The 13,005-nt window shown below is 61.9% G+C and carries 9 protein-coding genes and 1 pseudogene; 3 read left to right on the top strand and 7 right to left on the bottom strand.

The window, feature by feature from the left end; translation table 11 throughout:
- Positions 1–256 precede the first annotated feature (256 nt).
- From KW849_RS04765 to KW849_RS04755, 3 genes are all read left to right on the top strand, one after another.
- Positions 257–1,324 (top strand): alpha/beta fold hydrolase, encoded by a 1,068-nt coding sequence (locus KW849_RS04765; RefSeq protein ID WP_218428148.1) that lies wholly within the window; start codon positions 257–259, stop codon positions 1,322–1,324.
- Positions 1,325–1,396: 72 nt separating this feature from the next.
- Entirely contained in the window at positions 1,397–1,546 is a 150-nt protein-coding gene (locus KW849_RS04760; RefSeq protein ID WP_158273923.1) for a hypothetical protein, read from the top strand.
- A gap of 16 nt (positions 1,547–1,562) precedes the next feature.
- A complete protein-coding gene (locus tag KW849_RS04755) occupies positions 1,563–3,041 on the top strand; it encodes a DUF1254 domain-containing protein (RefSeq protein ID WP_218428146.1) in 1,479 nt (492 codons plus the stop codon).
- A 112-nt stretch (positions 3,042–3,153) separates the two neighbouring features.
- Here the strand turns inward: KW849_RS04755 and tssF are convergent, their stop codons facing one another.
- The 7 genes and pseudogenes from tssF to KW849_RS04725 form a co-directional block, all read right to left on the bottom strand.
- Positions 3,154–4,923, bottom strand: coding sequence for a type VI secretion system baseplate subunit TssF (gene tssF / locus KW849_RS04750; RefSeq protein WP_218428143.1), 1,770 nt, complete (start codon positions 4,921–4,923; stop codon positions 3,154–3,156).
- Positions 4,924–4,946: 23 nt separating this feature from the next.
- Positions 4,947–5,078: a hypothetical protein gene (locus KW849_RS31240; protein ID WP_371319107.1), complete on the bottom strand. Its 132-nt coding sequence runs from the start codon at positions 5,076–5,078 to the stop codon at positions 4,947–4,949.
- Positions 5,041–8,424, bottom strand: coding sequence for an ImcF-related family protein (locus tag KW849_RS04745; RefSeq protein WP_256357078.1), 3,384 nt, complete (start codon positions 8,422–8,424; stop codon positions 5,041–5,043). The genes KW849_RS31240 and KW849_RS04745 overlap by 38 nt, the downstream gene beginning before the upstream one ends.
- On the bottom strand, positions 8,408–9,529 hold the full coding sequence (locus KW849_RS04740; protein WP_218428141.1) for a hypothetical protein: 1,122 nt from the start codon (positions 9,527–9,529) through the stop codon (positions 8,408–8,410). The genes KW849_RS04745 and KW849_RS04740 overlap by 17 nt, the downstream gene beginning before the upstream one ends.
- A 103-nt stretch (positions 9,530–9,632) precedes the next feature.
- Positions 9,633–10,196, bottom strand: a complete 564-nt coding sequence (locus KW849_RS04735; RefSeq protein ID WP_218428139.1) for a DUF3304 domain-containing protein — start codon at positions 10,194–10,196, stop codon at positions 9,633–9,635.
- Positions 10,183–12,495 (bottom strand): DUF2235 domain-containing protein, encoded by a 2,313-nt coding sequence (locus tag KW849_RS04730; RefSeq protein WP_218428137.1) that lies wholly within the window; start codon positions 12,493–12,495, stop codon positions 10,183–10,185. Before KW849_RS04730 ends, KW849_RS04735 begins: the two co-directional genes overlap by 14 nt.
- Positions 12,483–13,003, bottom strand: a pseudogene (locus KW849_RS04725) (DUF3304 domain-containing protein). The gene KW849_RS04730 and the pseudogene KW849_RS04725 overlap by 13 nt, the downstream one beginning before the upstream one ends.
- Positions 13,004–13,005: the final 2 nt, after the last annotated feature.

The following is a 13,005-nucleotide window of genomic DNA, read 5'->3' as shown; positions in this document are numbered from 1 at the left end:
CAATCAACGCCTCCCGTGTGCATCATTGACGGGAATGAGAAGGACAAAAGCGGGTTATGTGTGTCGACCGGGTTACCAAGAGGCTCAGGCCAAATCTCTGTGTATCACAGTGTGTCAACGCCAACGCCCGATACACAGACTTTCATCCGCCCGGCGATTCGACACAGGCCGGATACGTTGCCGCGTTTCAATGCAAGCCAGGTTTGCAGGGGCACAGACCGGCCCCCTGACCCATCACTAGCAATGGAGACATCCCATGAAGATGGCACTGCGCAACAGCAACATCGGCAACGCTCGCCGCCACTTGGTCGGCCCTTCGATCCTTGCGCTGACCCTGTTCGGCGTTTTCGGCGCAGCCCACGGGCAAACGGCCGCTACCGCGCAGCCAGCGGCAACCGCGGCTGGCACCACTCAGGCGGCGCCCTTGCCGTTCGGCCCGCTCAAACATGTCAACGCCGGGCTGCTGGACGTGGCGTATGCCGAAACCGGCCCGGCCAACGGGCCGGTGGTGATCCTGCTGCACGGCTGGCCATACGACATTCACAGCTATGACGAGGTCGCGCCCTTGCTGGCGGCCAAGGGTTACCGGGTGCTGATGCCCTATGCCCGCGGCTATGGCGATACGCATTTCCTCTCTGACAAAACCCTGCGCAATGGCCAACCGGCTGCGCTGGCCAGTGATGTCATCGACTTCATGGATGCCCTGAAGATCAAGCAAGCGGTGCTCGGTGGTTATGACTGGGGTGCGCGTTCGGCCGACATTGTCTCGGCGTTGTGGCCGGAGCGGGTCAAGGCGCTGGTCTCGGTCAGCGGTTATCTGATCGGCAACCAGGCGGCCGGCAAGAACCCGTTGCCACCCAAGGCGGAATTGCAGTGGTGGTATCAATTCTACTTCGCCACTGACCGTGGTCGCGCCGGTTATGAAAAGAACACCCACGACTTCGCCAGGTTGATCTGGCAATCGGCTTCGCCGAAATGGGCGTTCGATGACGCCACCTTCGACCGCAGTGCCAAGGCGCTGGACAACCCGGACCATGTCGACATCACCGTGTTCAACTACCGCTGGCGCCTGGGCCTGGTCCAGGGCGAAAGCCGATACGAAGCGCTGGAGCAGAAACTGGCCACGGCGCCGTCCATCAGCGTGCCGACCATTACCCTGGAAGGCGATGCCAACGGCGCGCCCCACCCTGCCCCCGAGGATTACGCCAAGCGTTTCACCGGCAAGTACCAATTCCGGCTGATCAACGGCGGCATCGGCCACAACCTGCCGCAGGAAGATCCGCAGGCGTTCGCCAAGGCGGTGATCGATGCGGATCATCTTTAAGGGCGGATCCGGCATTCGCCTGCTGTTCCCGAATAACCACCTTCGTGGGCACGATCCCTTGCAGGAGCCAGCTTGCTGGCGATGGTCGTTAACGATAACGCGTGTGAACCGGATAAACGCGGTGCACTTGAGTCCATCGCCGGCAAGCCGGCTCCTACAGGTATTGCTGCGGCAAACATGAGCTATCTTTTCAGCAACTCACCTGCATCAGGTGACCGCTGACAAGTCAGGACGCATTATGATTCGTTTGCCCCGACGCCACGCTCTCTTTGCCTTGACCATTGCCAGTACGCTCGCCGCCACTCCTCTGCCGGGGGCACAGAACCGCGCTGTCGAAGCCACCGCCGCCAGCGCGGTCGCGGGCCCCGTCGCCGGCACCAAAGTCACTGAGCCGTACGTGCGCATGATGGCGCGCGAGGCGTACTTCTGGGGTTGGCCGCTGGCTAACATCTTCAATCGTCGCGAGACCTTCAAAAACCTGCCCGAACCCGGATTGATGGGCGGCATCGTGCCCGTGGCTCCGATCAATCGGTTGTCGATGCTCAGCGACTACATCGACCCGGCCGAGCGGTGGGTGGCCTGTCCTAATCAGGACGTGGTGTACGGCGCCGGCAGCATCGCCCTGGACATTGAGCCGGTGGTGCTGCAAGTACCGGACTTCGACGGCCGTTTCTGGGTGTATCAGGTGGTCGATCTGCGTTCCGACAGCTTTGCCGAACTGGGCAAAATGTATAACACCCAACCGGGTTTCTACCTGCTGGTCGGCCCGGACTGGAACGGCAAGGTGCCGCCCGGCATCAAGCGGGTGTACCGGGCGCGCACCAACACCGGGTTCGTGATCCCGCGGGTATTCCAGGATGACACCGCTACCGACCGGCTGGCTGTGCAGCCGGCACTGTCGGGCATCGACATGTACCCACTGTCGCAGTACGACGGCAAGATGAAGAAGCGTGCCTGGGCCAGGCTGCCGAAATTCCCGGCCCAGGCTTCCGAAGGCAACGCCGAAACCAAATGGGTGATACCGGAGAAGTTCTTCGACGAACTGCCGGCCCTGCTCAAGGATGCCAAGCCATTGCCGGGCGAAGAGTCCCGCTACGCACAAATGGCCGCCTTGGCGGCCATCGCCAAAGCCGACCCGCAACTTCGGGCCGCGATGATCGACGAGGCGAAGAAGGCTGACAACGAAGTGATCGACCCGCTGTTGCAGTTCCGCAACTATGGCCTGCAATTGCCCGATCACTGGAGCACAGTGAGCAACGGCGCAGCGTTCGGCACTGACTATTTCAGCCGTACCGCCGTGGCGCGCTCGAACATTTTCGTGAACCCGCAGAAAGAGACCAAATACTTCTACCAGGACCTGGATGAGAACGGCCTGCGCCTTAACGGCCAGTACGGCTACAGCGTGACATTCGCCAAAGGCAAGCTGCCGCCGGTCAGGGGCTTCTGGTCGCTGACGCTGTACAACGAACAACACTTCTTCGCCCCGAATGCCCTCAAGCGCTATTCCATTGGCACCAAGAACAAGTCCCTGCAAACCAACCCTGATGGCTCGTTGACCCTTTACGTGCAAAGCGAATCACCGGGCAAGGACAAGGAAAGCAACTGGTTGCCCTCGCCCAGGGATGCCAATTTTTCGCTGTATATCCGGGCTTACTGGCCAGAGTCCGAAGCACTCAACGGCCAATGGACCCCACCGGCCGTGGTGAAAACGAACTGAACCGGATTAAACACAAATCCCTGTGCAAGCGAGCTTGCTTGCGAAGGCGTCGGCACATCCAACGTAAAAGTGCCTGACACGCCCCTTTCCGGCGTGCGCAATCCGTTGGCTTTCAACCGGGAATACGCTGACTGTGGTTCTCCTCCCATCGCAGGCACTTTTCAGAAGGTTGAAGGATCAGCGTGAGCTGGTTGAACAGATGAATGTCGGCATACAGGCCGAAGAAGCGATGGAGCATTTCGCCGAACAGGCAGATATCGCCTTCGCCACAGAAGCCGTTGGCGTCGAGGGTCACTTCGATGTCCACGCCGCGCAGCACAAAGCCCTTCTCGAAACGCTCGATCAGGTGATGCTGGACCTCGACGATCGCTTCCAGGCGCCGCCGGTTCAGTTCACTGCCCGTCCAGTCATACAGCGCCAGGGTGCCGCGCAGCACCTCGGCGTTATCGAGCATCGGCAGGAAATTCGAACCCAGGTGGCTGAGCACTCGCCAGTGGAACCGGTCGCGGTTCGGCGGATAGCACGGCAACGTCGGTGCACACAGGTTACGTACCCGCAATCTGGTCTGAGCGGACTGTGCGACGGTATCGAGCAGCGTACTTTGCAGGGCCTTGCGCGGCAGTTGGCCGTTGGTACCCGTCATTCGCAATGACAGGCCTTCACGCTGAAACAACCGGTCCTGATCGAAGCCCTCACCGCCCAGAATCAGCCAGGTGTCATGCAAACCATTGGCGCCTTGGCGCAAACGCGTATGGAAATAACACTCGGGCGCCTCGTCGCGCAGCATGCCGCCCTTGTGGTGAAAACTGCTGAACGGCACGTAGTCATGCCGCTCGGCGTTCCTCGAAGACGTGACCTGATCCACCGAATAAATCTCGGTGTGACCGTCCTGCAAGCGCATGGGGCGCAGCAGGTAGTCGGTTTGCGAGGGTGCCAGTTCCAGTGGATCGGCTTCCAGCGCAAACAGATTGATCACCGGCACGGCATGCAGGCGAATGTGCTCGACACTCAGATCGAACCCATGCGGCCATGCTTCGCCAAGCACCACGTCCAGTTCGAACCAGGGTGTACCCTGCTTCAGGTTCAGGCGTTCCAGTCCGCAAAGGGTCACGAACATGAATTTTTCGCGGAACGTGAAGTACTCCAGCAACAACTGATAGCCGCTGAACACGCTGTCGCCCTTGGGCCACAAACGGTCCTCGTCGGCGAAACCCTTGGGCGCGAAATGACCCGCCAGCGGAGAGCGCGCAGTCTCCCCCGGCAGGCGCACATACAACGCCCGGGCATTGAGGGTCAGCGCCTGATGCAGCGCGCTGGCCAAGGGTGCATCGGCATTGAGGTACAGTGGCAGGCGGCTCAGGTCGACCTGCTTCCAGTCGGCCATTTTTCCGCAGGCAAAGCACAGGCGCAGCACCGAGCGCCCGTCGGGCTCCTGGGCATGTCGTACAGACTCCATGGCCAACGGTTGCAATGTCAGGTCCTGAGTGGTGGTGTAGCGGCATCGGGTGCGCTGCGCTCCGATGGGCTGCGACAGCACTTCAAAGCCCTTGCCGATTGGTTCGCTGAGCTTCATCTGCGCGAACTCCGGCGTCAGTTCGATGATCGACAACGAAGCGATGGTGCGCAGGTAATGGGGCCACAGCAGGCTGACCAGGCCTTCGGTCAGCTCCGGCAAATCATCGTCGAGTTTTTCACGCAGTCGTCCCATAAGGAACGCAAAGCCTTCGAACAGACGCTCCACATCAGGGTCCTGCGCCCCAGGTTTATCCAGGTTCAGTTGCGCGGCCCGATCGGGGAACGCCTCAGCGAACTCCTTGCCGGCCTCGCGCAGGTAACGCATCTCCGCGTCGAAATAACGCAGCATCAGATTTTCCGTGTCCACAAATACATCCTGATAAATGAGGTTCAACCGCAGCGCACTGCATCGCGTACCGGATCGATGGATTCCAGCGCCCCCTGCAACACGTTCATGCGCCGGGACAGCGCGGGATTATCCGTGTCATTGAGTTGCGCTTTGAGGCGCAGCAATTCGGGCATAAGGCTCGGCGTTGTTGCCCTCGTCGAGAAAAATCTGCGCCGGCAGCTTGAACCCGCGCAGCTTGAGCAGCGCCAGCGGTCCTGCGCCCAGTTCGGTGCGCAGGTGCCAGGTCAGGTACAGGCCGTCAGGGGCCTTGAGTTGCACGCGGTACTGGCTGTCCGTGTCGTTCAGCGCGGTGACCCGTGCCTGTTCGAGCAGGCGGATCAGGCCCCAGGTGCCTTCGTAGTCGCCGAACAGGCGTTCGTTGGCCTGCACGCTGATCCAGCTCAGGCGGGTCCCCGGGTGGTCGCTGAAGCCGGGCCAGCTGAAGCGTTGCCAGCTTTCCTTCTGGTTGAAGTATTCGTGTTTTTTGCCGTTGAGGACGAAGGTGGTCTGCACCACGTCGCGCACCGGTTTGCCCCGCAGTTCGAAACTCAGGCCCATGCCGCCATCGGTGTAGAGCACGTCGGCCAGGTGGCTGAGCTGATTGAGTGCCGCGAGAAACTGCGGATTGATGCGCAGGCCCTGACTGTGCCGCGGATCGGCCACCCAGCGCTGGCCTTCCTTGCGCAACACGCCGCCCAGTTGCTGCTGCAAAAACTGCTCGATGCGCCCGGCGTCGGCACGGATCATTTGCCCCAGCATCGGCAGCGAGGCATCGCTGGCAGTGGCGGCAAACGGGTAGCGCCCGGCGAAGGCGCCCTGCCAGTCGCTGACGATCGCCCGTTGCCACTGGCGGTTGAGGCTCGCCGCCGACGGCTGCAGCACCCGTTGCCAGGCCTGTTCCAGCGGCTGCACGAACAGGGTCTGGCCGACACCGCCCCACTCCTCCCCCAGGCTGGCAGCGATCAGGCTGCCGTAGGCGCGGGTGTCGGTGAGATCGACACTTTTGCCCTGGAACACGGTTTGCGCCAGGGCTTGGGTCATCGCCTGCGGGTCGGCGGCGTTGCTCACTTGCTGCAGTTTCAGGCGCACCCGGGTGACTTGGGTGAGGAAGGCCTGCAGGCTCAGCCGGTCGTTGTCGTTCTTGCCTTCGGCCTCCTTGCCCAACAGGGCCAGCAGCGGGCCGAAGGTGGCGTCCAGCGGGCCGCTCGCGCCGGGGGCCTGTTGGTCGATCAGCGGCACCTTGTCCTGGGCCATCAGCTTCTGCGCCGACTTGAGTAACGAATCGCCCAGGGCCTGGCCGCGAGTGCCGGCCTGGCCCTGGTACGCCAGGGTGTTCATCAGCGCGATCAGCGGCGACTGGCGCACGTCGCTCATCAGGGTCAACTGGTCGATCACCTGATCCAGGCTGCGTGCTGGTTGCCAGTTCAGACGATTGAGGAAGTCCAGCCAGGCGCTGGCGTAGTCCTGGAAGTAGCGCTCGGTCAGGCGCTCGCGCAGTTGCTCCGGGCTCAAGTCGGCGGCGAGGCTGGCGGAATTGTCGCTGAGCACCCAGTCGATCTCTTCGCGGCGGGCCTCGGCAATGGCGTCGATGGCTTGGCGGACCTGGCCCTCCCAGGCCTGTCGCGTGAACACCCCGGGTACGCTGGTGGTGGTGGCGAACAGCGCGCGGGCGTCGGTGTCGCCGACCATCTGCTGCAAGCCCAGGGCCGGGTAGTGATTGGCCGCCGCATCGAGCACCTGACGGTACAGGCTGGCTTCGGCATTGCGCTGGCCCAACTGGCCGAGCAGCACCTGACGGGCCTGGGCCACCAGCGTCGGGTCGGCCTCGATGCGCCAGGCCGGATGGGCCGCCAGTTGCTCGGCGTAAAACGCCCACAGGGTCGGCGCCAGCGCTTGCCAGAGCCCCGGCGAAAATCCGGCGCGTTGCGGTTCGGCGTCCACCAGGGCCTGGGCGAGGAAGGCCGGGTCGGTTTTCTCAGGGCGGGCCAGCATCAGGTAGGCCTTGAGTTGCCCGTAGGCGGCCGGGGCCCGCTTGGCACGTTCGGGGCTGTCCGGCGGCAGCTTGACCAACGCGTCGAGTTGCCTGAGCAGATGCGCCAGCGCCGGGTCGCGCAGCAGGCGCTGATTGGCCTCGACGTAACGCGGCCACAGCGTGGCCAGCAGCGCATCGTTCTGGTTCAGACCGAAACGCTGGTACCACGGCGTGCCGTGGGCGGCGCGGTAATCGAGGCGCGCCAGTTCGCGCACCAGTTCGTTCAGCGCCTGCAACTGCGCGTCGCCGGGGGCCGATTGCTCCAGCTCGGTCAGCGAGGTGTGCACCTGGGTGACCTGCGCACGGTTGCTGACGAATGACAGCAGCAACCCGGCGCCCCAGAGCAAGGCCAGGCCCAGCGCCAGCCCATAGATGACGCGCGGTAAGCTCCAGCCCAGGCGACGGCTGGCACGGCGGTGGTCGCCGAGCACGCCGTGCCAGGCCGGGTTCATGGGCCAGAAGTGGTCGCCTTTTTTACGCTCTGTTTTGCCGGTCAGCGGCAGGCTGAACCACAGTCCGCGCAACGGTAAATCCTGCTTGCCGGTGGCGAACCACGGCGCCAGTACGTGGCGCCAGCGGGGCATGCCTTCGACCTCCAGGTCCCGCGCCAGTCGCAGCAGGAAATCATGCTGAAGTGCCAGGTTCATCTGAGCCCAGCCATCCTGACGCAGGGGGCCCAGCAGACTGTGCAGCGAAGTTTCCAGCTCTGTTGCGGTGAGAGGTGACGGCAGAGCACAGCCCACCGCCTGGCTCGGACGCGGGTCCTGCGCCCACGCACTGGCGCAAACCTGCCACAAGTGCAGCGGCAGCGACCAGCCGAGCGCGCGCGCCAAACTTTGCAGGTGATTCACACCGTGGCGCATTGCCGCGTCGTCGGTGCTTTGCGTAGCATTCAGCGCCCAGACCACGCCGTCGAGGGCACGCCAGCGGGTCAGGCGGTGACAGCGCTCACGCACCGAATCGTCCATCTGATTTTGCACACTGCCGCCCCAGAGCAGCACAGTGTCCTGGTCTACCAAACAGTGGTCCTCGGTCAGGCCGGGGGCGATGGCCTTGATCTGCTCGGGCTCTCCAACGATGAGCAGCAAGCGGATCTTGTGGCGCCAGAAACGACCATGACTTTCGCGTAACGCCACATCCATGGCCGGTTTGTCTTTACCGGAATCGTTTTTCACGGGCTGCGAAGCCGGCAGCCATGGCCCGATTATCAGCTGGCGCATACCGTTCAACATCGTCTGCCAAGTCAACAGCGCCATGATGAACAACAACGCCCAAAACAATGCGGCCTTAAGCAATACATCCAGCATCCAGGCACGAGTGACAGGCCCCGGCTCCATCCATAACCACCAAACCGCAATCCCAGCAGCGATCAGCACCGCCAGGAACACAGCCAGCAATAAGGTCGTACGCCAGGCAGAGACTTTCAGGGATTCAGATTGTTGAGTCATCGGGTTCCATAACTCCAAGCACAAATGTGTAATTAGGATCGCTTGCCACCCAGGCACAGGGCACTCGCTGCAATTCGCAGCAGGTGGCAGCCAGGGTTTGAACGACCATGCCTTCCAGACCGCCCAAGGCACCAAAGTTGGCGTCTTGCAGGTGCTGCCCGGTGTTCCAGTCGAGGGGCGCATCGGTCTGGGAGAACGAGACACAAACAGACGGAGGTGAGGTCAATTTGCTCTGTTGCAGCGCGCGCTCTGCCACCGTCGGGAGCTGTTCGGTGTCCGCATCGAACCATTCGCCGCGAGTGAAACCGACTCCACCTTGGGGACCGAGCAGCCACAGCAGCGCGGCCTCTCCCGCCGGCAAATGACTGCCTTGTCCGGGCGACCAGGATTGGCAGCCGGCACAGAGAATCCGCGCATCCGCGGGGGCGCCATGCAGTCGGTCGATGATCGAATCGAGACTGAAGATGCCCTCCCAGGACTCGGGCTTCTCGGGCAATTCAATCTGGGGAAAGGACTTCGTCATCTGCTCGGCGAAGGCTCGCCAGACGGACAGGGAGCCTTGCCAGTAGCATGCCAGTGGTTGTAACCCGGAAGGGTCAGGCCTCTGTGCCTGCCACTGTAGAACCAGCAGCTTCGCCAGTTGACGCTCGCGCTCGACGAGATCATCGCCGAAGACCTGAAGCAGTTTGAGCGTTGCTCCGCCTGGCGTACTTTGAGGCGTGGGGGGACGGTGGTCCGCACTGAACAGGGCTTGTCTTTGCAGCGGATTGGTACAGGCTGGCCCCACCAATACCGTGTCGATCAGCGCTACCTTCTGGCGATGGTGTTCCCACCAGCTTTGCTGTACCTGTTGCGCGTTTTTTTCATAGTATCGCGCGCTATGCCAATCGAGACAGTAGACAAGTACGCGTACTAGAAATGCCAGTAGCCATAGTGCCGACAGACCGCCAAAAAGAAGAATCAGTGGTAATCCGGGCATAACGTTGTCAACGTTCGTCCATACGAGCCGTGTCAGAACAAGTAGGACAGCACCAACGACAAACCAGCGCAAATAACGGGCTTCGCGCGGCTCGGGATATGGGCGGAATTTCGGAGCTGGCTTCATTTGAGCACCTGGCTAAGGGGTATGGAGCTGGCTTGGGTGCAGCTATCAATGCACCGATCAAACAAAGCGTTCATTGGCTTGCCTCCGGCCATTTGGCCGCAGATTATTTTGGGCATGACTGAGGCTCCGGCAGTCGCAGCGGGGTCTTGATCGGGTATTCGGGGCTGCCGTAGGCGTAGCAGGAGGTGGTGACCTGCAGCTCATCGCAGGGCAGGAAGTGCACGGTGAGGCCGCAGACTTTTTGGCCGGTGTAGTCGGGGACGGGAACTACTTGGGTGTGTTGGCGTTTATAGGAGCGCATTTCATCTCTCCAAGCTAAGTACTTGGGTCTATCAGCAAAACCGGGGAACCCATCGGGATAAGCCACTCCAGTCTCCCAATCGATCTGCACCGTCATCCCCGGTTGCCAGCGCGACGGCGCGATGTAACAACACCCACCGCCACCACCTTTGTACGCGCCGATAATGTCGATGCCCGAGCGTCCATCGACGCTGAATCGGTTGATCGCCCAATGGGTATGGTTGATTCCTTCGATCGTGCTAGCGTGGATGGTTTGCGTGAGCAAGGTCACGGCGAGGCCGCACAGGGCGCCGAGCAACGGGCGCCTCGTGAGCCTGATGTCGACTCTTTGTCGCGAATGGCGGACAGCCAATTCAGACCAGCGCATCGTTCACCTCGCCGCCGTTGGCGTCATAGGCATCCCAGATCGCGTCGATGGCACGATGGACTTCAGCGAGGCGCTCAGCGTCCATCACCGGTGGCGTTGAACGAACAGACTCGGACGCGGGTGCGGTCTTGCCTGCCGCCAGTTGAACGACACCCTCTTCTCCATACAGCGCCAGATCCCGACGGCCGAAGTCACCGAAGAACACCATGCGCTCGTTGAAATAGTGACGTCCGGGCTCACGCCCCAACTTATAGAGAAACCAGGCCCTTGAGTCGTGGACCTGATCGTCGAACAGGGCACGCAGCAGGCCCTCCGGCTGCGCGGCGTTGAGGTGTTCAGCCACATGCCCGCGGGTGTGTTCGTAGCGGTGGTTGCCCCAATCACTGGGGGACGGGAACAACCGACTGACCAAGGCTCGCCCCGCAGCTTTCATGCGCTGATGCTCGGCAAGAATAACTTCGTAGGCCTGATAGGGTTGCTGACCGAGCGCCAGCAGGACCACGCGCCGGGCGATGGTGCGCAGCGATCCGGGGCTCCGGTAGGCCGCGGCGAACTCCTCGGCGGCTTCGCGCAACTGGGTTTGCGCCATGTCGGCATCGAAGTCCTTGACCCCGGGTTCAAACGGCGTTTTTGCTACATCCTCCCGGCGTTCGCGGTTGTGTTGTAGCTTGCGCCGGTCCTCGACTTTTTTCTGCTCGGCGTCGCGATTGTTCTCGGAGTCCTTGCGCACTTGCGGGTCGGCTTCTTTGTCGCTGGCCTCGCGGTAGAAGTCGGTGTCGATCAGGCTGGCGAAGCCATAGCGGTCGATGCGCCAGGCGGTAATCCAGCCCAACTGGGCTTGCAGGGCCTGCTCCAGGCTGTCGCTGGCGAGGAGTGGTTCGTAGTGTTCGATTTGTTGGAGGGTAAGCGGGGGCAGTGCGGGCTCAAGGGCGAGAGTCACCTGCCGCCAAGCGTTGAAGCGGCTAACCAAAATTTCAGAAACGTCATACTGCTCTTGCAAATCAAATTCCATCGCCCGCCACAAGTCCTGGCGTAACTCTATAGGTAGGGCATCCTTAGGTACTTTAAACGGTGAGCCATGAGCAAACGCGTCGGCATACAGATCATGCAAGGCGATCTGCGACAGCAATAGACCATCCCCCTCGATATAGTCCTCGCTGTAAGCCTTCCCTTGATCCCCCGGCGGATACCCCCCACCCTGATCCGAATGCACCCCCGGGTAGATCACCTCGACACTGTTGACCGGGTAGCCCCCCTGCGCACGGCGAATCGACTCCAATGGAAAACACAACCGCTGCTCATGGCTGGCCACCAGGTGCAAACAGCGCTTGACCAGGTTGGCGGGCAACTGCTGATTGCCATCGGCCCAGCTCATATGCCCGTTCGCCCCCGGGATGATATCGGCAAGACCCACCGAGGCCACGGTATCCAACAGTCCGAGGTATTCCACGCTCACCGGCAAGTGCAGGTCGAGCAACCTCAGGCTCTGCGTAGCCCGGGCCAACAGTTGGTTCAGCGCACTGACAAACGCTCGCGCCGCCGCGGCACCGCGGGAAAATCCGTACACATAAAGCTTGAGCCCCAGCAGCTTGACCTGCCCGGGCTGGTGCTGCTGCAGGGCGATGCGCAACGGCCGGGTCAGGGCGGAGAACTGTTTGTAAAACTCACGAAGGCGGTTGCCGGAACCGGTCGCCCACTCCAGCCCCGGCAGGCTGCCCATGGCCCGGACCGCCGCCAGCAAACTGGTGTTGTCCAGCCGCGGCTGACCCAGCGTACGGCGCAGGGCGTCGAGGATCATCATCAGCGCCCAGTTGATGCGCTCCTCGCCATAGCTGGCACCACCCAGGCCGAACAGGCTGTAGTCCAGGTCGCGGACTTCGGTGAACGGCGTGCCGACGCCGGGCATGTAGTACTTGAAATACTGGCCGTTTCCGGTGCCTGGCGCATCGGTCAGACCCCGGGCGGTGCTGGAGCCGTGGGTGGTGCCGCCGGCATGGCCGTCGCCAATGCTGGCGCGGAACAGGCGAGCGACGTTGGTCGGATGTTTGGGATTGGACAGGTACAAGTCGTTGTTGAGGTTATTGCCGGTGCCGTCGAAAAACAGGCTGACGTGCACAGTCTTGCAGCAGGGTGGCAATACGCGGCGACCTGCCGCGATGCACAGTGCATCGTGGTAGTCACGTTCCTGACTGTTCTGGCGATGCAGGTTCTGATGGACCTGCGCGGCCCGGGTGGGCAAGCGGCCCTGCAACGGGAACTGCGGCGGGTACCAGACGGGGGCGTGTTTCACTTCGGACATGACGAGGCTCCGGCAATTGCAGCGGGGTATTGATCGGGTATTCGGGGCTGCCGTAGGCGTAGCAGGAGGTGGTGACCTGCAGTTCGTCGCAGGGCAGGAAGTGCACGGTGAGGCCGCAGACGTTCTGGCCGGTGTAGTCGGGAACAGGAACCTCCTTGCTGTGCCGACGTTTCTGAGCCTCGATTTTGTCAACCCAAGCCAGATACTTGGGCCAATCACCAAAGCCGGGATACCCCGCCGTGCTACCAACTCCTGTTTCCCAGTCGACCCGTACTGTCATCCCCGGCTGCCAACGCGAAGGCGCGATGTAACAACATCCGCCTCCTCCGCCTTGGTACGGACCAATGGTATCCAGGCCGGAGCGGCCATTGACGCTGAACTGGTTGATGGCCCAATGGGTGTGGTTGATGCCTTCGAGGGTGCTGGCTTGAGTGCTTTGAGCGAACAAAGTACCGATCAGAACGCAGAAGGTTGTCCCCCAATGACTAGCGACAGATGATTTAGGCATAG

It is taken from the genome of Pseudomonas sp. PDM26 (assembly GCF_019219185.1).
Taxonomy (GTDB): Bacteria; Pseudomonadota; Gammaproteobacteria; order Pseudomonadales; family Pseudomonadaceae; genus Aquipseudomonas.
This window is presented reverse-complemented; position numbering and strand designations above follow the sequence as displayed.

Bases quoted from the DNA above. Each gene is read 5' to 3' on its own strand.
- KW849_RS31240 (WP_371319107.1), bottom strand. From the start codon at position 5,078: ATGCCCGAATTGCTGCGCCTCAAAGCGCAACTCAATGACACGGATAAT.
- KW849_RS04765 (WP_218428148.1), top strand. From the start codon at position 257: ATGAAGATGGCACTGCGCAACAGCAACATCGGCAACGCTCGCCGCCAC.
- KW849_RS04735 (WP_218428139.1), bottom strand. From the start codon at position 10,196: ATGCGCTGGTCTGAATTGGCTGTCCGCCATTCGCGACAAAGAGTCGAC.
- KW849_RS04755 (WP_218428146.1), top strand. From the start codon at position 1,563: ATGATTCGTTTGCCCCGACGCCACGCTCTCTTTGCCTTGACCATTGCC.
- KW849_RS04730 (WP_218428137.1), bottom strand. From the start codon at position 12,495: ATGTCCGAAGTGAAACACGCCCCCGTCTGGTACCCGCCGCAGTTCCCG.
- KW849_RS04745 (WP_256357078.1), bottom strand. From the start codon at position 8,424: ATGACTCAACAATCTGAATCCCTGAAAGTCTCTGCCTGGCGTACGACC.
- KW849_RS04740 (WP_218428141.1), bottom strand. From the start codon at position 9,529: ATGAAGCCAGCTCCGAAATTCCGCCCATATCCCGAGCCGCGCGAAGCC.